The organism is Arthrobacter sp. GQ119 (genome assembly GCF_059759125.1).
This window is the reverse complement of sequence record NZ_JCAXEA010000026.1, coordinates 41,084-60,404: the sequence shown is the minus strand read 5'-3', so window position 1 is coordinate 60,404 and position 19,321 is coordinate 41,084. Positions and strand designations below refer to the sequence as shown.

Here is a 19,321-nt window from a genome sequence, read left to right as displayed (position 1 = left end):
CGAATAAGTTTTTGCCCTCATGCCTCTGCCTTGGTCGCCGGTGCCGGGAGAGTCTTGGTGTCCAGGACAAACCGGTACTTGACGTCGCCGGCAACCATCCGGTCATAAGCATCATTCAGCTGCGCCGCGGAGACAATCTCAATATCGGAAACCACTCCGTGTTCGGCACAAAAGTCCAGCATCTCCTGTGTTTCAGCGATGCCTCCGATGTACGAGCCGGAGTATGCGATCCGGCGGCGGCTCAGGATCCAGGGATTGACCGGCGGCATGGGCTCAGAAGGCAGGCCCAGCTGGAACAGGGCACCCTCCAGGCGGAGAGTCCGAAAGTATGGGTTGAGATCATGCGGGGCCGCTACAGTATCGATGATGACGTCGATACTGTCCTCGGCCGCGGCCATAGATGCAGCGTCCCTGGACAGAACAACGTCGTCGGCTCCCAGGTCCTTGGCCGCCGCGATCTTGGCCTCTGAGGTTGTGAAGACCTTCACTTTAGCCCCCATCGCCTTGGCAAGCTTCACTGCCATGTGTCCGAGGCCTCCGAGCCCCACAACACCCACGACGTCGCCCTCCTCGACACCGAAGTGCCGCAGCGGGGAATAGGTGGTGCTCCCTGCGCACAACAAGGGAGCAACGGCGGCAGGGGCAAGGTTGGTTGGGACACGGAGCACGTAGCGCCTGTCCACGACCACCGAGGAGGAATAACCGCCTTGAGTGATGGCTCCTTTATTTCTCGGGTCGGCTGCACCATAAGTACTGACGACGCCCGTGTCGCAATACTGCTCAAACCCATCAAGGCATCTTTCGCATTCACGGCAGGAATCGACCATGCACCCTACGCCTACCAGCTCGCCAACGGAGAGGTCGTCGACGGCGGAGCCTACACGGCTAACACGGCCAACAATTTCGTGCCCGGGAATAAGCGGATACTTGGGGGCGCTCCATTCCCCCTCGTAGCATGCACGTCGGAGTGGCACAGTCCGCAATACTCAACCGCTATCTCAACGTCGTCTTCCTTGGGCGCACGCCGGGCCACGGTCAACGGGACGAGTCCGCTGTTGCTGGACCGTGCGCCGTAACCGGAAGCCAGCCGCTGTTGGTGCACCTCGCGGCCATCCACAGGGGGCAAGGGCTTGGCAAGGGGAGGTGAGCTGAAGCGTCCTGGAGTCATAGTGCGACGCTACTCCCGACACGCGGGGGGTCTCCAATTTCTGTGACGATTGTCAGCAATTTACAGCTCAAGCTGTCGAACGTCATCAAATAACCCGACCTGCGCAGAAGCGTAGGGTTAACCCGCAAGAATCGGGTAGGGACCACTCGTGTACAAGATGCGGTTTCAGGGTTGACTGGATTCGGGCCGGCGGCGACGAGAGCCTCTGAGACCAGGCTCTCTCCCCCCAGCCGCCGCCGGCCCCACCGCAGCGCGGGGGACAACAGTGCGGCCGGTGAGGTCGAGGATGATGGTGCGTGGCTAGCCGCCACGGCCCTGCAACCATCTCGGGAAAACCTAGCGCAGGGGAGAAGAACCCCGAGTCTCGCGACATGCCTGGTCCATCAGCGGGGAAGTGCGGCCAGGGACGACGCTGCCAGGGGGTGGCGCCGACGGCCGGCGAGGGCCTCCTGAAGGTGCGGAAGGTGCTGCTCGATGTCCTGCACAATGGATGCCACTGCAGCGACATCCCTCAGGGCGAGGGCAAGCTCCAGTTCGCGGCACAGCTGGTTCATCCGCAGGGCGCCGGCAAGCCACGACGTCGCTTTCAGGCTAAGTAAGGCATCCATGGCGGTGTCCCGGTCCCGGACAGTAACCGTGCGGACGATCCGGTCAACGCGCCGGGGGAGAAGGGCGGTGTACTCCGTGGCGAAGGACTCTGCGACCTCCCATGAGGACTCTTCGGTGAGTTTCTCGAGGTGTTGTGCATCCAGCACCGGCTTCGGACGCTCACTTCTGATTTCGTGCCTATGTCTCATCGCTGTCCCGTTAACTGCTGGCATGGCGCCTTTCCTTCCGGTCGGGCCCCCTCCGCCGCGTGCTTGGGGGGCCACAGACGACGGAGGGGACGTGTAGGCGTAGCGTGTCACCCCGGACCACTCCATGCTCGTGAAGACCAGGTCGACAACGCTGCGAAAGACCGGTTTTCGTTGCCGGTACCAAACAGACTGCACGCCCAACCTCAAGGACCTCACCATCGACGATCAATAGTTGATCAAGATAGATCCTGTCCTGCCGCACCCCACACCTCGCGCTCATCTGTCGACGTAAAAACGGCCAGGCTCACCGATGAGGTGTGCAGGGGAGCTGCAATGAGAAGGCGAAAAATCCCCCGTCACACGTGAAGTGCTGTGAGAAGCCGACCCCGACGTCACTAAACGCCCCGGGGTGCACGGGTGCACGTGGGATAGCGCATCGTGGACCCCAGGTGCCGGGTTCACGCTGAAGTCGGGATGTTTTCGGGACGGTCATCCTGGCCGCCACCATCAATCTGCTCAGTGGTCTGGCGGGCTAGCGATCAAGAGGAACGCAGTCGAAGCCGAACGATCCGGCACCGAGAAAGGAAAGACTCTGGACTCAGCGGGAGAGGCTCTGCAGAGTATTACTTTACATAATGTGCATTATCGGCGTTAAACTCACCGGGGTAGAAGTAGCTGCGGGAACTCCCGTGCAGCGTGCCTGACTTCTGCGCTACGAGATCTAGAAATAGCCGGAAAGCCCAGCACCCTGACCCGCTCAGAACGCGCCAGCGAACGTCAGCCCAATCCATTGTCTTAACTGGCGCTCTCGTTAAGAATGAAACCCATGACGGTCTACGTGAGAGCCCTCGAGACAGCTGTTCCGCCTACGATGCTCATTCAGACGGAGGCCCGGGACGTGTTCGCCGCACAACCCGGCCTGACGAGACTCGGCTCCCGGCTGGTTGCCACCTGCTTCGACTCGGCCGCCATCGACACGCGCTACACGGCCGTCCAGGAACTGACGCTGGATTCACGCTCGGACGACCCGAGGTTCTTCGACCCCGCCACGGGCCTGCTCCGGAGCCCCAGCACGAAGGAACGCAATGACCTGTTCGCCCGGGAGGCCACCAAGCTCTTCATCGAGGCCGCTTCCTCCGCCGTCTCCAACTGTGCCGGCATCGATCCACTTGACATAACTCACCTGATCACGGTTTCCTGCACCGGGTTTTTCAACCCCGGCCCGGACTACAAAATAGTCCGGGCCCTGGGGCTCAACCCTGCGGTGCAGCGGTACCACCTGGGCTTCATGGGGTGCTACGCCGCGTTCCCCGCACTCCGGGCAGCGAAGTCGTTCTGTGAGGCGGACCCCGAGGCTGTGGTCCTCGTCGTGTGTGCGGAGCTCTGCTCGCTGCACGTCCGCACCTCCAACGATCCCGACACCATTATGGGCTCGGCGCTCTTCGCGGACGGCGCCGCCGCCGCCGTCGTGACCGCGCGCGAAGTACCCGAATCACGGGCGCTCCTGCAGCTGGACCACTTCGAAACTGTCCTGACGCCGGTCGGTGAGGATTCCATGGCGTGGAACATCGGCGACGAGGGGTTCGAGATGGTCCTGGGCAACTACGTTCCGCACATCATCGACGACCACATCATTGGCGCCCTGGAACCGCTGCTGGCCAGGGACGGTTCACTCAGGGAACTCCCCTACCGGGACATCCCGCACTGGGCCATCCATCCCGGCGGCCGCAGCATCCTGGACAAGGTGCAGTCTCGGCTGGGCCTCAGCGATGAACAGCTCGTCCCCGCCCGCGAAACACTTCGCAACTACGGCAACATGAGCAGCGCCACGGTGCTCTTTGTGCTCCGGCACATCCTCGACCTTCCGCCGCAGAGCCGGGACGAGCGCGTCTGCTCCATGGCATTTGGGCCCGGGCTGACGGTGGAGACAGGGCTGTTCACGAGGATTGGCCAGCCGCTGGAAGCGCCGGCAGACCACCGGCTCGCGGACGAGGCCGAATCGTCCCTGGCCTGACCCGCCGTGGGCATGCTCGGCGCGCGAGACGCCAACGCTGTTGAGGACATGGACCGGGCCGACTGCGATCCGGAGCGCCTCGACCGCACCTATCGCCAGTTCGCACTGGTCAACCGTGCCATTTCCGGCTGGCAGGGCCTCTACCGCAGCAGGCTCAGGCCGCTGCTGTCGCCTGCCGTCCCGGCCACGCTGCTGGACATCGGCTGCGGCGGCGGGGACCTGGCCCTGATGCTCGCCCACTGGGCGGCCCGGGACGGCTTCCGGCTCGACATCACGGGCATCGACCCCGATCCCCGCGCATACCGTTTCGCCGAGCACAGGATGCCCGTGCAGGGGGTGCGGTTCCGGCAGGCCACCAGTGCAGAGCTCGTCGCGGACGGCGAGACCTTCGACTTCGTGATTTCCAACCACGTGCTGCACCACCTGACCGACGGCGAACTCCAGGGCCTGCTCACCGATTCCGTGAAGCTAGCCCGGCGCCTGGCTGTCCACAACGACCTACGGCGCAACGCCCTCGCCTACGCGCTTTTTGCCGCCGGCGCACTGCCGATGACCGGATCGTACATCCGCCGCGACGGGCTGACCTCCATCAGGCGCAGCTACACCGTTGCGGAACTTGCCGCCGTCGTTCCGGCGGGATGGCGGGCTGAACGCCACTCCCCCTTCCACTGCGTGCTCACCCACAGCCCGGACGCCGACCGTGACTGACGTCCTCATCGTCGGCGGCGGTCCCGTGGGGCTGTACCTCGGCGCGCTGCTGCTGCAGGAAGGCGCAGAGGTCCGGATCCTTGAAAAGCGCACCGGCCGGAACGCACACACGAGGGCCATCGGAATCCATCCGCCGGCCCTTGCCGCACTGGACCGCGTCGGCGCCTCGGCTCCCCTGGTCGCCCGCGGGGTCTGCATCCGCCGCGGCCTTGCCGTCTGGGCCGGCCGGGAGATTGCTCACATGCACTTCGCGCCGGTATCGGACCGCTTTCCGTTTGTTCTGGCCGTACCCCAGCCCGTTACGGAGGCGGTCCTTGAGGCCCGGCTGCTGGAGCTGGACGGCAAGGCCCTGCTTCGCGGCGCTGAGGTGACGGACATGTACGACGACGGCGCCCGGGTGACCGTCGACGCCACCGTCGCGGGGACCCGGCAACGGATGTCCGCTGCGATTGCCGTGGGTGCCGACGGCGCCAATTCGATGGTGAGGCGGCTGCTGGGGCTGAGCGCCCTGGAGACACGCTACCCGGACCACTACCTGATGGGTGATTTTCCTGATTCCAGTCCATACGGCGAGGACGCTGCCCTGTTCCTCGAAGCCGGCGGGATTGTTGAGTCCTTTCCCCTGCCGGGAGGTGTGCGCCGCTGGGTGGTGAGGCTGTCCGGCCCGCCGCTCCGTCCCGACGCGCGCCTGCTGGCAGGCCTGGTGAAAGAACGGACGGGCATCACCGTGGACGCCGGCGCCAACACGATGCTGAGCAACTTCGGAGTCCGCTCACGCCTGGCCAGCCGCATGGTCGACGGAAGAACTGCCCTCATCGGGGACGCAGCCCACGAAATCAGCCCCATCGGCGGGCAGGGCATGAACCTTGGCTGGCTGGATGCCGAATCCTTGCTGCCCGTCATCATGGCCGCCCTGCGGGGGCGGCCATGCGGAAGCGACCTTCGCCGGTTCGATGCCTCACGGCGACGGGCGGCGGCTGGGGCGAAACGCCAGGCCGAGGTGAACATGGCCCTGGGCAGGCCCCTGTCCGGCGCCCGGCTTCGCGCACGGAACGCGGCCATCGCCCGGGCGGCTGCGGTGCCGGCCCTTAATGCCCTGGTGGCCAGGCGGTTCACCATGCAGTTGCCCCGTTAGGCTGGCTTCATGAGCCACGCATCCCCGCCCACGTCCTACAGTCCTGCCCGTATCCGGGAGACCGTGCAGGAACTGCTGGCGATGGACGCACTGCCGCCCATCGTCCAGGCCGGCCACCCGGTCCTGAGGCAGCGCTCCGCTCCCTTCGAGGGGCAACTGAACGCGACGGAGCTGTCCGAACTGGTCGGCCTGATGAGGAAGGTCATGCACGAGGCTCCCGGAGTCGGTCTGGCAGCGCCCCAACTGGGGATTCCGCTGCAGCTCGCCGTCCTCGAGGACCAGTTTGACATCGACAGGGATGCCGCGGCGGCACGGAGCCGGACGCCCCTCGAATTCTTCGCCATGTTGAATCCCTCGTACAGCCCACAGTCGTCCGGGACAGCCGCCTTCTTCGAAGGCTGCCTGTCCCTCTCCGGGCTGCAGGCCGTGGTGGAGCGTCCGGAAAGCGTCCGGCTCGAGTATCAGACGCCGTCGGGAGAAAGCATGACCCGGGAGTTCACCGGCTGGCAGGCGAGGATCGTCCAGCACGAAACAGACCACCTGCACGGAACGCTGTACATCGACAGGGCCGAGCTCCGGTCCCTCAGCACCAACAGCGAATATGCGGCGCGCTGGACTGAACCGGGAATCGACCGGGCACGCCGGGAGCTGGGGTTCCTGACGTAACCCCGCTAGTTCCCGGCGCCCGGATTCTGCCCGCCGCCGTTGGCCGCCGTCGGCAGGTACCGCGCCCACCACGCCAGGATGTTTTCGAACCGCTGGCGGCGGTGGTGCGGCGTGCCTGACCTGGACAACTCGTGGTTCTCGCCAGGGAAAACCAGGAAGGCAGAGTCGACGCCCTGCAGCTTAAGGGCGGTGAAGTACCGCTGACCCTGCTCCACCGGGCAGCGTAGATCGTCCTCGCTGTGGATCACCAGCGCGGGCGTCCTCACCTGGGTGATGGTGGCCATGGGGCTTTGAGCCGCCACCTGCTCAGGCAACGTGCCAGTGTATTCGCCGCCGAAGAACCAGCCGATGTCGGAGGAGCCGGCAAAGCTGACCGGATCCAGGAAGCCCCGCTCGACGATCGCGGCCCTGAAACGGTGGTCCTGGCTTATGGTCCAGGCGGTGAGGTACCCGCCGTAGGAACCACCCATTATCCCCAGGGCCCCGGCGTCCAGCGCAGAGAACTTCTCCAGGGCGCCCTCCAGGAAAGCGAGCACGTCCTGCATGTCCACAGTGCCCATCCGCTCCTTGATGGCCCTGCCATGAGCCTGGCCGTAGCCTGACGAGCCGCGGGGGTTGCACATCACCACCGCGTAGCCGGCCTCCGCATAGACCTGCGCCTCGTCAAAGAGCGCCACCGTGTACTGCGAAAACGGACCCCCGTGGATGTTCAGCAGCACCGGATGCGGGCCCTTCCCGGACGGCATCAGCACCCATCCGTGGACCTCGTAGCCATCGGGGGACGGGACAACCAGCGCCTGCGGCTCAATGATCCCGGCTTCCGTCCGGAGGGCCGCCGAAAAATCAGTCAGGAGCCGCAGCTGGCCGTCGTTGAGGCAGGCCACATCGCCGGCGGTCGCGGCGTCCGAGAAGCTGATGAACAAGGATTCCTCGGCTGCTCCGGCTCCGGTAACCACCCTGTCTCCGTGAACCAGGAGGGCATGGCTGCCGGTGGCACTGAACTCGAGCAGTTCCACCGTCCCCTGGGCGTTGTTCAGCACCAGGGCTGCATCCTTGCCCCGCAGGCCGATGAGGCTGCCCGGCGCGGCGACGTCCATGTTCTCTGCGTCACTGAGCGCCCGTGCCTCTCCGCCTGAAGCCGGCATGACGTGCAGAACCGTGTTTTTTGCGACGAAATCCAGGCCGGAGTCGCCCAGGTCCTGTGCGGTGAAGAACAGCCACTTCCCGTCCCGCGACTCCCGGACGCCACTGACAGTCTGGGGCCCCGTGTTGGACGCCTGCACCGGCACGGGCTCGCCGCCGCCGGCGGCGACCCGGTAGATCCCGCTGGCCAGATCCTCGTCGCTCGCGTCATGGAGCGCGGCCACGAAGTACACCCACCGGCCGTCGCTGCTGAAGGATTCACCGGTGTGGTCTGTGGCTGCAGAGGTGAGCTGCCTCGTCTCCGGCAGGCCGGCGGCCCCTGCTGCCTGGCCACCCGCGGCGCCGGACGGGTCGCTGTCCCCGGAGTCACTTCCGGTATTCCTGACCTGGCTGTCCTTTACCGCACGTCCTGCAGGCTGTACCTTCGGCTCGTCGCCCAGGTCGGGAACGTCCAGGACGAACAGCTGGAGCGGCTTGTCCTGCGTGTATCCCACGCCGTTCATCCGGTACTTGAAGCTCGTGATGAAGCGCGCATCCTCACCGCCGGCGGGTACACCGTCGAGGGTGCCGTACCGGCCGGCCTCGGGCTGCCGCGAGCCAAACACGAGGCGCTGCGAATCAGGAGACCAGGCGAAAGACGATACCCCCAGGGGCCGGTCCGTCAGCACCTGGGGTTCCCCGCCGGCCGCCTCCACGACATACAGCTGTGGCTTACCGCCAGGCACGGTCCGGAGGAAGGCGAGGACCCGGCCGTCCGGCGAAAAAGCCGGCGCCATGTCCCGGTATCCGCGGGTCACCCGACGTGCCGGTTTCTCGGGGTCCTGCGGAACGGTCCATAGCTGGCCCACGTAGTCATCGGCATCAAAATCGGGGCGGGTCACCGAGACGACGGCGCGCGTACCGTCCGGGTGGACGGCAGGGGCGGAGACGGATTTGAGCAGCGGCAGGTGTTCTGGCTTCACCCACGTGAGCCTAGCGCCTCGCCGCAGGCGTGTGAAACACCTCTCACCCAAGGCGCGGCGGGCGCCGGCAGTGACGGGCGCCAGAACTGACGCGCACCAGCATGTCAGGGCCGGCCGGCACACCCTAGGATTGTCAGCATGCCTTTCCGCCTGCCACCCCTGCTCTGTCCGGTATGCCGGGATCCGCTGTCACCTGTGCCTGCATCCGCGCCGGAAACCCGCAGCAAGGCACTCGCCTGCGGCAACGGACACAGCTTCGACGCCGCCAAACAGGGCTACTTCAACCTGCTGGTCGGCAAAGGAACCGCATTTGAGGCGGATACCGCCGAGATGGTGGCGGCCCGCACGGCATTTCTCGACGCCGGCCACTACCGCCTACTGGCAGCGGCAGTCGCCGCGGCGGCGGAGCCCGCGCTGCTGGGGCCGGAGCCGGCCGTGCTCGATTCCGGGACCGGCACAGGCCACTACCTCCGCGCGATACTTGACCTTCCGGGGCACGAGGACGGCATGGCCGCCGTCGGGCTGGACATCTCAAAGTTCGCCCTGCGCCGGGCCGCGCGGCTCAACGCCGAGGCCGTGAACCTGGTCGGTGATGTGTGGCAGCCGATCCCGCTGGCGGACGCCGCCGTCGACGTCGTGACGGTCGTCTTCGCGCCCCGCAACGCCGGCGAATTCGCCCGGGTACTTCGGCCGTCGGGGCGGCTGGTCGTAGTGACGCCCCGGCCAGGCCACCTCGCTGAGATCGCCAGCCAGGCCGGAATGCTCGGGATAGAGCCGGCCAAGGACGAACGGCTGGCCGGCTCGCTGTCGGGCCACTTTGAACTGTCGTCCACCCAGGACCTGGACCTTGGCCTGGAACTCTCTCCCGCCGATGTGGCCAATCTGGCCCTCATGGGTCCGGCCGGCCACCACACCGACCGCGCTGCACTGGCTAAGCGGCTGGCGGACTTTCCGGCCGTGACCGCCGTCAGTGCCAGGTTCCGCATCAGCGTCTTCCTCCCCCGCGATGGAGCCGCCGAATAACGTCTTGGCCACGTTCTGGTCCCGGGCGCCCCTCACCTGCCCAGGGCCGCTCCACCGGTCTAGGATGGAAGAAAGTCACTGAGGGTCTGCCTCGCAGCCCCCGGGATCAAGGGGGAATCGAATGTTCGAATGGCTTGGCCAAAACTGGTGGGCACTGTGGCTCACGGTCTTCCTCGTGTTCGCCGCCGTCGAGATGCTGACCCTCGATCTCTTTTTCATCATGCTGGGCGGCGGTGCACTTGCGGCGGTGGTAGCGGACTTTGCCGGCGCCGATTTCTGGCTGCAGATCGTGGTCTTCTGCGTCGTGTCCCTGCTGATGATCGGTTTCGTGCGGCCCGTCACGCTGAAGCACCTGCATAAAGGGCCGGCTGAACAGCGAACGAACATTGACCGGCTCATCGGTGAGACCGCACTGGTCATGGAACCCGTGACCGCCACCGGCGGTCGGGTGAAGATCGGTGGCGATATCTGGAGTGCACGCTCCGATTCCGGTGTCCTTGCGGAGGGCCAGAGGGTAGTTGTCGCTGCCATTGAAGGCGCGACGGCGGTCGTGGCGCCTCAGTCCGAATCCGCCGTTCAGTAGTTCCGGCAGTCTAGATTTCTGCTGCTGCCGTTCCGGCTGCAGTGGATCCGGCGGCTGAGCCGCCATGTACAGCTTCACTGAAAGTTGGGGACAAGGAGAAGTATGGATAACCCAGGAGGAATCGCCGTCACTCTCGTGATGGTGGTCCTGATTATTTTCGTCATCATCGTGTTGGTCCGTGCAGTGCGAATCGTGCCACAGGCCCGGGCCGGCGTGGTGGAGCGCCTGGGCAAGTACCAGCGGACGCTCAATCCTGGCCTGACCCTCCTGATCCCGTTCGTGGACCGGCTGCTGCCGTTGCTTGACCTCCGTGAGCAGGTGGTTTCGTTCCCGCCGCAGCCCGTTATTACCGAGGACAACCTCGTGGTGTCCATCGATACGGTGGTCTACTTCCAGGTGACCGACCCCCGCGCGGCGACGTACGAAATCGCCAATTACATCCAGGCCGTGGAGCAGCTGACCACCACCACGCTCCGTAACGTGGTTGGCGGACTTAACCTGGAAGAGGCACTGACATCCCGTGACCAGATCAACGGCCAGCTCCGCGGCGTGCTGGACGAAGCCACAGGGCGCTGGGGCATCCGCGTTTCACGCGTGGAGCTGAAGGCGATCGACCCGCCGCACTCCATCCAGGATTCGATGGAGAAGCAGATGAGGGCCGAGCGTGACCGGCGTGCCGCCATCCTCACGGCCGAGGGAACCAAGCAGTCGGCCATTCTGACGGCGGAAGGCCAGCGGCAGGCGGCCATCCTCAAGGCTGAGGGCGACGCCAAGGCTGCCATTCTCCGCGCGGACGGTGAGTCGCAGGCCATCCAAAAGGTGTTTGACGCCATTCACAAGGGCAATCCGGACCAGAAGCTCCTGGCCTACCAGTACCTCCAGACGCTGCCCAAGCTCGCGGAGGGCTCTTCGAACAAGCTGTGGATCATCCCCAGCGAGGTGGGCGAGGCGCTCAAGGGAATCGGCAACGCGCTGGGCGGAACCAATCCCGATCCGCGGTCCGGGGACCTGTTCGGACCGTCCGAGGACACCGAAAAGCAGCCGCAGCCCTAGGACGCTGACGCAAAGGGAGGTGCGCCGTGGGCGCGCCTCCCTTTGCCGCATTGCCGCCGGACCTGTGATTCCGTATAATGGGATATTTGTCCGGCCGGATCACTCCGTCCGGAACAACATTGCTTGGCAAAGCGTTGCATTTAGTGATGCTACGTAGAGCACAACGTAGTCCGGAGGCTGCTTTGAAACCTCCGGCTAGCGCGGAGTCCGCTCCGCGAACCGACCAGAGGGAGAAATCATGAGCGATCGCAGCCTGCGGGGCATGCGTCTTGGCGCCCAAAGCATGGAGACCGAGTCCGGTGTGGAGCCGGCTCCGCGTCAGCGGGTTGAGTACCGGTGCGAGGACGGCGAGCAGGTTTTTGTAACCTTCTCCTCCGAAGCCGAAATTCCCCCTGTCTGGGTTTCCAAGACCGGCAAGGAAGCGCTGCTCGTTGATGGCGAACGCCCCGACACCAGCAATGAAAAGGCTGTCCGCACACACTGGGACATGCTGCTGGAACGCCGGTCGCTGCCAGAGCTTGAGCAGATCCTCGAAGACCGCCTCACCATTCTGCGTGAACGTCGTGGCGAGAGGCGCTCAGCCTAGCCAGCCCAAACCGCAAACAAAAGGCCGGGCCCGCTGCACAGTGCAGCGGGCCCGGCCTTGCTTTGGCCGGCGGCTACTCCCGGCCGGCTGCAGGCTTCCTGCCGGTCAGCTTGTTCCAGCGGGCCGTGAGGCCCCACTTCGTCACGTTGAGCATGGCTTCGACCACGATGTTCCCGCTCATCTTCGAGGCGCCGAGTTCGCGCTCCACGAAGGTGATGGGGCGCTCCACAATCGTCAGGCCCATCTTGGCGACGCGCCAGGCCAGGTCCACCTGAAAGCCATAGCCGACTGACTCGATCTGGTCCAGGTTCAGCTTCTCCAGCGTGGTGCGGCGGAAGGCGCGGTAGCCGCCCGTCACGTCCTTGATCTTGACGCCGAGCATGATCCGGGAGTAGGTGCTGCCGATGCGCGAAATTGCCTGCCGGTACAGCGGCCAGTTCACGACGCTGCCGCCGCGCACCCAGCGGGAGCCCATGGCGAGGTCGGCCCCCTGTTCCACGGCGTCCAGCAGCTGGGGAAGCTGCTCGGGCTGGTGGGATCCGTCGGCGTCCATTTCGACCAGGACGTCGTACCCGGCCGCGAGTCCCCACTTGAAGCCGGCGATGTACGCGGCACCAAGCCCTTCCTTGCCCTTGCGGTGCAGGACGTGAACCTGGCTGTCTTCGGCAGCGATGCTGTCCGCCAGCTGCCCGGTCCCGTCCGGGCTGTTGTCGTCCACAACGAGGACGTCCGAGTCCGGCACCGCCGAACGCAGGCGACCCAGCGTTATGGGGAGCGACTCCAGCTCGTTGTAGGTGGGAATGATGGTGAGGACACGCACAGGGAGAGGCCTTTCCTGGATGGGAGCGGTCAGCACGCGTGGAGTGAGGCGGGACCGCCCGACTCGCAAAGCGCAACTCTCCATTATAGGGACGTTTCGCGGCCCGGTTTTCCGAAATGGTCCCGGCTGCCCGGACGGCCGTCTGCTGGCGCCGCGGAGATGGCCGGGCACGCCACGGGCGGGTCCAGGCGCCTCGGGCCAGTTCCGGATTACGCGGTGCCGGTAGGGGAACTGTTTTCTGTTGCGCCATGGACCCGCCCACGGAATGCCACCACCGCACATGGCCAGATGGCGTCCGCGCTCCGAATGACTCGGGAGTGGCCAGACAGACACCGGTCCAATTGCATCCGTCCGTTGATCCTCAATGCTACGGACGGCCCCTGACCTGTCAACCGCCACCTGACCTGCCGCTACGTGCATCGCCGCAGGTCAAAGACCGGTTTTCGCGGGGCTGCGCGGGGCAAATGAGAAGCTGCGCCGCCGTTTGTTGCGGCGTCCGACGGCGCCGTCAGGAGCGGAAGGCCCCAGCCGAAAACAGTTCCCGGCCGTTCCGCACGGTCTGGAGGCAACGCGGAGCGGTGCCCGTGTCCAGGGCGGGCAGCAGGGGCGTTCGGGCCCGCGGGTCGGTGCTCCAGGACTGCACCCTGCCGTCGGCGACCTGGACCATGAGCTCGTCGACCTCCCAGACCGCAAAGGTGGCGGGCGCACCCGGCACCAGCTGCCCCGCCATCGGGTTGGCGTGCCTGGCAGCGCGCCAACCCGCCCGCGTGTGGCCAAGGAAGGCCGCCCGTGCGGAAATGCGCTGTTCATGGCTGTTGTGCTCCAGGCACGCCTTCATGGCGGCCCAGGGCCGCAGCGGCGTCACCGGGCTGTCGCTGCCGAAGCAGACGGGAACGCCTGCCGAGTACAAGGACGCGAACGGATTCATGTTCCGGCTCCTGGAGCCCAGGCGTTGTTCATACATCTGTCCCGGACCTCCCCAGGCGGCGTCGAAGCCCGGCTGCGCGCTGACGGTCACGGAATACTTCGCGAGCCTGGCGATTGCTTCGGCGTCGGCCATTTCGACGTGTTCGAAGCGGTGCCCGGCGGCACGGATGCGTTGCTCCCCCACTTCGGCGGCGGCTTGCTCCAGGGCGTCCAGCGCGGCGTCCAGTCCGGCGTCGCCGATCACGTGGAAGCCGCCCTGGATGCCGAGGAGCGAACAGGCCGCGAGGTGTGCCGCTGCCTCGTCCGTGGAGAGATAGGCCGTCCCCCTCTCCCCCGGTGCATCAGCGTATGGTTCCCGGAGCGAGGCCGTGCGTGAACCGATGGAGCCGTCAATGTTGAGGTCGCCGGCCAGGCCGCGGACAGGAACACCAAGCTCGCTGAGCAGCGCCTCGGCCTCTGCAGCCGTCGCCGTCAGCTGCCCCCAGTAGGGCAGGACCTCTGGCAATTCCGCGCCGGAGTAATCGTTCCAGCCCGCGGCCAGCCGCAGGTCAAGCACGCTTCCGATATGGGGGGCGCCCATTTCCGCTACCGCGACGTAACCGTTCGCTGCTGCCTCGTCCAGGGCGCGGCGCTGGTACGCCTGGAGCGTGTCTGCCGGCAGGCTGCGGGCCGCCCGCCGGGCCGTGGCGTGCGCCTGGCGCCTGACTTGGCCGCCGGCGGCGAAGCCGTCCAGCCCTTCGACCCGCGCCGCAGTGGCGAGGGATGAGGATATGAGGGCGGAGTGGGCGTCCGCCCGGGAAAGGTAAACCGGCCGGCCGCCGGCTGCCCTGTCCAGCTCTCCTGGCCCCGGCAGAGTGGGGTCTGCCCACCGCGATTCGTCCCAGCCGTGGCCCAGGATGGGACCATCCCCGCCAGCCGCGGCAGCATCCGCAACAGCGTCAAGGAGTTGTCCCGCGGAACGGACTCCGCCCAGCTGCAGCGATTCCAGCGCAATTCCGGTTTCCGTCAGGTGGACGTGCGAATCGACGAAGCCAGGCGCCACGAGCGCTCCGTGGAGGTCGACGACGTTCATGGTGCCGTCCGCGATCGACGCCGCCGCCTGCTCCGACCCCACCCATGCGACGGTGTCACCGTCGACGAGGATGGCCGTGGCAAAGGGGTCAGCGGCGGTGTAGACGGAGCCGTTGCGGTACAGCGTGACTCCGGCTCTGCCGGCACCGGTCTTGCCGCTGGTGGTTGCGTCGGTCATGAGGGGGTGGAACTCCTTGCTGCTGGTTCGTGTCAGGCCGCGGCCTAGACGACGGTGGAATAGGCGACGACGCCGCGCCGGACAATCTTGATGGCCTGGCTGCACAGCCTGGCGAGGCGTGGATCCAGCCCGGGGATCTGGGCCAGCTGGTCGAGCAGGTCAATGACCTGTTTGACCCAACGGACGAAGTCGCCGGCGGCCAGGTCCGTACCACTGAGCACTTCCTGGAGGTGCCGGCCGCGGGCCCACTTGTAGATGGGCCAGACCAGACCCAGTTCCGGCTCGCCGGTCAGGGGGAGCTTGTTCTGCTCTTCCACGTCCTCCAGGGCCGACCATTCGCGGACCACGATGTCCACTGCTGTTTCCAGCGAAACACTGGGCATGCGGGGACGCAGGCCGCGATCCTCACGCTTGGCCTGGTACACCAGCACGCTGGCGAGGGCGGCCACCTCAGCGGCGTCGAGGTCGTCAAAGGCGCCCTGGCGCAGGGCCTGTGAAATCAGCAGGTCCTTTTCGCCGTAGATGCGGCGCAGACGCTGCCCGTCAGCGCTGATTCTGTGCTGCCCCGGTTCCGGTGACTCCAGGTAGCCATAGGCAGAGAGCACATCACAGACACGGTCGAAGGTCTTGGCGATCGTGTTGGTCCGGCCCTGGATCTGCCGGACCAGCCCGTCCGTTTCCTTGCGCAGTTTCCACCATCGTTCGGACCAGCGGGCGTGGTCCTCGCGTTCGCTGCAGCCGTGGCAGGGGTGCGCGCGCAAGGCACGCCGAAGCTCGGCGATCTTCTTTTCCTGATTAGGAGAGCCGGCGCCGAGCCCGAAGTCGGTGTTGCGCGGGTTGCCCGGAGCGGGCGGACGGTTCTCCCGCAGCGCATTGCGGACGGACGAGGCCAGATCACGCCGGGATTTGGGGACCTTGGCGTTGAAGGACTTGGGGATCCTGATCCGGGTCAGCGGGGAGATGGGTCCTTCAAGGTCGTCGATCCCGATTCGGCGCAGTTGGTTTTCGACGGTGAGCACGGCGGGCCGCGGTTCGCGAGAGCTGTGGTCCGAGCTCAGTACCACCGCGTACCCGGGGGCACGGCCGGCCGGGACGTCCACCACATCGCCAGGCAGGAGGCGGCTGAGTGAATCCTCGTTGAGCGACTTCCGCGCCCTGGACTTGGTGCGCGAGGTGAAGTTTTCGGCGTCGGAGAGTTCGCGCCGGAGCCGGGCGTACTCGGTGAAGTCGCCGAGGTGGCAGGTCATGGACTTGGCGTACCCGGCCAGCGATTCCTCCCGGCTGCGCACCTGCTTGGCCAGGCCCACCACTGAGCGGTCAGCCTGGAACTGGGCGAACGAGGATTCAAGGATTTCCCGGGCCCTTGTCCGGCCAAACTGCGCCAGGAGGTTGATGCTCATGTTGTAGGTGGGCCGGAAGCTGGAGTTCAGCGGATACGTCCGCCGGGACGCGAGGCCGGCGACTGCCGCCGGATCGGTACCCGGCTGCCACAAGACCACGGCGTGGCCTTCGACATCGATGCCGCGCCGGCCTGCCCGGCCGGTGAGCTGGGTGTATTCGCCTGCCGTGATGTCCACATGCGCTTCACCGTTGAACTTGTCGAGTTTTTCAAGGACCACGCAGCGTGCCGGCATGTTGATGCCGAGGGCCAGGGTTTCGGTGGCGAAGACAGCCTTGACCAGGCCGTCGGCAAAGAGCTTTTCGACGACTTCCTTGAAGGTGGGCAGCATCCCGGCGTGGTGGGCGGCGATGCCCCGCAGCAGCCCGTCGCGCCAGTTCCAAAACCCGAGCACTTCAAGATCGTCGGACGGGATGTCCTGCCCTGCCTCGTCGACGCGCTGGGCGATGACCCGCTGTTCCTTCTCGGTGGTGAGCCACAGGCCGGCCGATACACACTGGGTCACCGCCGCGTCGCAGCCGGCCCGGGAGAAGATGAAGGTGATGGCGGGCAGCAGGTCCTGCCGGTCCAGGCTGGCTATCACCTGCGGCCTGCTGGCCCTGCGCACGGCAGATCTGATCTCCTGCTGGGGCCTGTCGCCGTTGCGCTGGCGCTGCTGCCGCCGCTGGCTGCGGCCGCCATGGCCGAAGCGGCCCTGGAAGTTCAGCGTGCTTTCCTCCCTGGAAAGCCTCAGCAGCTCAGGGTTGACTTCGAAGCCACGCCGATCCGCGTCGTCGGGGGACGGCGCTGCGGGCACGGCAGAGACGGTGGCGGGATTGCCTGCGGGAGCTATTTCATCGAAGGTGGTTTCTCCGGCAAACAGGTCGACGATTTCCCTGCCCACCATCACGTGCTGATACAGCGGTACGGGACGGTGCTCGGACACGATGACATCGGTGTCGCCCCTGACGGTGTCCAGCCATGCACCGAATTCCTCGGCGTTGGAGACGGTGGCGCTCAATGAGGCCACCTGGACTTCGCTGGGGAGATGGATGATAACTTCCTCCCAGACGGCACCCCGGAAGCGGTCGGCCAGGTAGTGGACCTCGTCCATGACCACGAAGCCGAGGTCGTCCAGGGTAGCGGAATCGGCGTACAGCATGTTCCTGAGCACCTCGGTGGTCATCACCACCACGGGCGCATTGCCGTTGATGCTGGTGTCGCCGGTCAGCAGCCCAACATTGTCCGCACCATACTTGTCGGCCAGCTCGGTGTACTTTTGGTTGCTCAGTGCCTTGATGGGAGTCGTATAGAAGGCCTTCAGCCCGCGTTGCAGGGCAAGGTAGATGGCAAACTCGCCCACAATGGTCTTGCCGGCGCCGGTGGGCGCGGCCACCAGGACGCCCCGGCCGTCCTGCAGCGAACGGCAGGCGTGGCGCTGAAAATCGTCCAGTTCAAAGGCAAGCGTGCGCGTGAACGCTCCGAGGTGGGTTTTGGATTCCGCCGTGCGTTCGGCGCTGGCCCTGTATCGTTCGGCTGGCGACATAGAATCCGGTGATGTGGACATGCCTCAAGCCTAGCCGGGCGGACGCTAGAGATTCTTCAGTTCGCTGCCCGGGGTTGCGATATCGGCCGTGGCCTCGGTCTCAGCTTCGCGCCGGGCAGCCCGGCGGTCGCGCCGGCGGTCGTTGAGGACGCAGAGTCCGATTGCGGCGAAGAACAGGGCAAGCATGGGTCCCGCCAGATAGAACATGCTCATCGCGTCGCCCCCCGGCGCTGCCATCGCGGCGAACAGGCACACGAGAAACACTGTGATGCGCCAGCTCTTTACGAGCTGTTCGCCGCGGAGGATCCCGGCGAGGTTCAGTCCGAACAGAACCACCGGCAGCAGGAAGGCGATGCCGAACGCCAGCAGCAGCCGGAGCACAAACGACAGATAGACCTGGGCGCTGATGAAGTTGGAGCCGCCGGACGGCGTGAAATCCGTCAGGACCCGGACGGCATTAGGCAGGACGAGCCACGCCAGCGTGACGCCGCCGACGAAGAGGGGCACGGCCGCGGCGACGAACGACAGCGCCAGGCGCCGCTCCTTCTTGTGGAGGCCGGGCACGATGAAGGCCCACAGCTGATAAAGCCACACTGGGCTGGCGATGATCACGCCCAGGAATACCGACACCTGGATCATGAGGTCGAATGAACTAGCCACGCCGTCAAAGTTCAGCGTCGCCTGGCGGCCCTCGCTCTCATTGAGGTCGCGGATGGGCTTGATCAGGGCAGCAAGCATCGGCTGGTAGACCAGGAACCCTGCGACTGTGGCAAGGACTACCGCGATGGCGGACTTGAAAAGCCGGTTCCTGAGTTCTTTCAGATGGTCGAGCAACGCCATCCGACCCTCAGGATTGGATCGACGACCCATGGTTACTGCCATGTGTACTTAGGCGCGGTTAGGCGGCTGGGTTTCGTTACCCTCAGACGGATTGCTGTCCGGGGTGGTGGAGCGCGGGTGGTTCACGACTTTGCCTTCAACAGGACCGGAACCGTCCTTCGCATCAGCCGTGTCGTCCTTCTTCATTTCGCGGACTTCCGACTTAAAGATGCGCATCGACTGGCCCAGGCTGCGGGCCATGCCAGGGAGCTTTGGTGCTGCGAAAAGCACCAACGCCAGAACGATGATAATGATGAGATGCCAGCCTTCAAGCCTCATGGCGGGTGGTCCTTTCGTTTAAGTACATCCTACGTTTATCCCAATTCGATGTCGCGCAAGGCCTGGGGCTGTCCCCGCTCCGCCTTGCGCCGGATCCTGCGCTGGCGCCGGATCTCCACTCTGGCCGCCTTGGATGCGTGGTAATCATGGCGCATCTGCCGCGGTGAGGCAAAGACAGCGGCTCCGGGCAGGATGTCCGGCGCCGCCGGCTCGTCGTCCGCTGTGCCTGCCGCGGGGCCGGGGGCCGGCAGGTGGCCCAGCTTGTCGCCAGCGGCGCCAAGTTCCTTTACCGTTGTCATGAATTTCCGGAACAGTTGGATGCCCAGCAGAAGATAGAACAGCAGGGAAAGCGCTATCAGCGCAATCCAGATCAGGATCCATGTCCACCAAGGCATGCTTTGTAGT

Annotated in this window: 16 protein-coding genes and 1 pseudogene; 8 read left to right on the top strand and 9 right to left on the bottom strand. The window is 65.7% G+C overall.

Annotated elements, in window-relative coordinates; translation table 11 throughout:
* Positions 1 to 17: 17 nt before the first annotated feature.
* Positions 18 to 1,168: pseudogene (locus tag AC6CH3_RS20150) on the bottom strand (NAD(P)-dependent alcohol dehydrogenase).
* Between the two features lie 383 nt (positions 1,169 to 1,551).
* Positions 1,552 to 1,989 carry a hypothetical protein gene (locus AC6CH3_RS20145; protein WP_498134109.1) on the bottom strand — a complete coding sequence of 146 codons (438 nt, stop codon included), beginning with the start codon at positions 1,987 to 1,989 and terminating at the stop codon, positions 1,552 to 1,554.
* A gap of 802 nt (positions 1,990 to 2,791) precedes the next feature.
* Between AC6CH3_RS20145 and AC6CH3_RS20140 the strand changes: the two genes are divergently transcribed.
* From AC6CH3_RS20140 to AC6CH3_RS20125, 4 genes are read left to right on the top strand one after another with little or no spacing between them, the layout of a single operon-like run.
* Positions 2,792 to 3,979: a type III polyketide synthase gene (locus tag AC6CH3_RS20140; protein ID WP_498134108.1), complete on the top strand. Its 1,188-nt coding sequence runs from the start codon at positions 2,792 to 2,794 to the stop codon at positions 3,977 to 3,979.
* A gap of 12 nt (positions 3,980 to 3,991) precedes the next feature.
* Positions 3,992 to 4,687, top strand: a complete 696-nt coding sequence (locus AC6CH3_RS20135; protein ID WP_498134107.1) for a class I SAM-dependent methyltransferase — start codon at positions 3,992 to 3,994, stop codon at positions 4,685 to 4,687.
* Positions 4,680 to 5,822, top strand: a complete 1,143-nt coding sequence (locus tag AC6CH3_RS20130; protein WP_498134106.1) for an FAD-dependent oxidoreductase — start codon at positions 4,680 to 4,682, stop codon at positions 5,820 to 5,822. Before AC6CH3_RS20135 ends, AC6CH3_RS20130 begins: the two co-directional genes overlap by 8 nt.
* Before the next feature lie 9 nt (positions 5,823 to 5,831).
* Positions 5,832 to 6,488, top strand: coding sequence for a peptide deformylase (locus AC6CH3_RS20125; protein ID WP_498134105.1), 657 nt, complete (start codon positions 5,832 to 5,834; stop codon positions 6,486 to 6,488).
* A 5-nt stretch (positions 6,489 to 6,493) separates the two neighbouring features.
* Here the strand turns inward: AC6CH3_RS20125 and AC6CH3_RS20120 are convergent, their stop codons facing one another.
* A complete protein-coding gene (locus tag AC6CH3_RS20120) occupies positions 6,494 to 8,593 on the bottom strand; it encodes a S9 family peptidase (RefSeq protein ID WP_498134104.1) in 2,100 nt (699 codons plus the stop codon).
* 138 nt (positions 8,594 to 8,731) lie between these two features.
* Here AC6CH3_RS20120 and AC6CH3_RS20115 point away from each other — a divergent pair, with 138 nt between their 5' ends.
* The 4 genes from AC6CH3_RS20115 (at position 8,732) to AC6CH3_RS20100 (ending at position 11,838) form a co-directional block, all read left to right on the top strand.
* Positions 8,732 to 9,616 (top strand): putative RNA methyltransferase, encoded by an 885-nt coding sequence (locus AC6CH3_RS20115; protein ID WP_498134103.1) that lies wholly within the window; start codon positions 8,732 to 8,734, stop codon positions 9,614 to 9,616.
* A 121-nt stretch (positions 9,617 to 9,737) separates the two neighbouring features.
* Complete coding sequence (locus AC6CH3_RS20110) at positions 9,738 to 10,199, top strand: NfeD family protein (RefSeq protein ID WP_498134102.1); 462 nt, start codon at positions 9,738 to 9,740, stop codon at positions 10,197 to 10,199.
* A gap of 102 nt (positions 10,200 to 10,301) precedes the next feature.
* Positions 10,302 to 11,252 carry an SPFH domain-containing protein gene (locus AC6CH3_RS20105; protein ID WP_498134101.1) on the top strand — a complete coding sequence of 317 codons (951 nt, stop codon included), beginning with the start codon at positions 10,302 to 10,304 and terminating at the stop codon, positions 11,250 to 11,252.
* Between the two features lie 238 nt (positions 11,253 to 11,490).
* Positions 11,491 to 11,838: an RNA polymerase-binding protein RbpA gene (locus AC6CH3_RS20100; RefSeq protein ID WP_003802221.1), complete on the top strand. Its 348-nt coding sequence runs from the start codon at positions 11,491 to 11,493 to the stop codon at positions 11,836 to 11,838.
* A 73-nt stretch (positions 11,839 to 11,911) separates the two neighbouring features.
* On the opposite strand, the gene AC6CH3_RS20095 is transcribed toward AC6CH3_RS20100, so the two are convergent.
* From AC6CH3_RS20095 to AC6CH3_RS20070, 6 genes are all read right to left on the bottom strand, one after another.
* Entirely contained in the window at positions 11,912 to 12,658 is a 747-nt protein-coding gene (locus AC6CH3_RS20095) for a polyprenol monophosphomannose synthase (RefSeq protein WP_498134100.1), read from the bottom strand.
* Between the two features lie 508 nt (positions 12,659 to 13,166).
* Complete coding sequence (locus tag AC6CH3_RS20090) at positions 13,167 to 14,834, bottom strand: amidohydrolase (protein WP_498134099.1); 1,668 nt, start codon at positions 14,832 to 14,834, stop codon at positions 13,167 to 13,169.
* A gap of 44 nt (positions 14,835 to 14,878) precedes the next feature.
* Positions 14,879 to 17,779 (bottom strand): DEAD/DEAH box helicase, encoded by a 2,901-nt coding sequence (locus tag AC6CH3_RS20085; RefSeq protein ID WP_498134098.1) that lies wholly within the window; start codon positions 17,777 to 17,779, stop codon positions 14,879 to 14,881.
* A gap of 24 nt (positions 17,780 to 17,803) precedes the next feature.
* Positions 17,804 to 18,640: a twin-arginine translocase subunit TatC gene (tatC, locus tag AC6CH3_RS20080; RefSeq protein ID WP_498134097.1), complete on the bottom strand. Its 837-nt coding sequence runs from the start codon at positions 18,638 to 18,640 to the stop codon at positions 17,804 to 17,806.
* A 6-nt stretch (positions 18,641 to 18,646) separates the two neighbouring features.
* Positions 18,647 to 18,916, bottom strand: coding sequence for a Sec-independent protein translocase subunit TatA (gene tatA / locus AC6CH3_RS20075; protein WP_400576299.1), 270 nt, complete (start codon positions 18,914 to 18,916; stop codon positions 18,647 to 18,649).
* A 35-nt stretch (positions 18,917 to 18,951) separates the two neighbouring features.
* Complete coding sequence (locus AC6CH3_RS20070) at positions 18,952 to 19,311, bottom strand: hypothetical protein (RefSeq protein WP_498134096.1); 360 nt, start codon at positions 19,309 to 19,311, stop codon at positions 18,952 to 18,954.
* Positions 19,312 to 19,321: the final 10 nt, after the last annotated feature.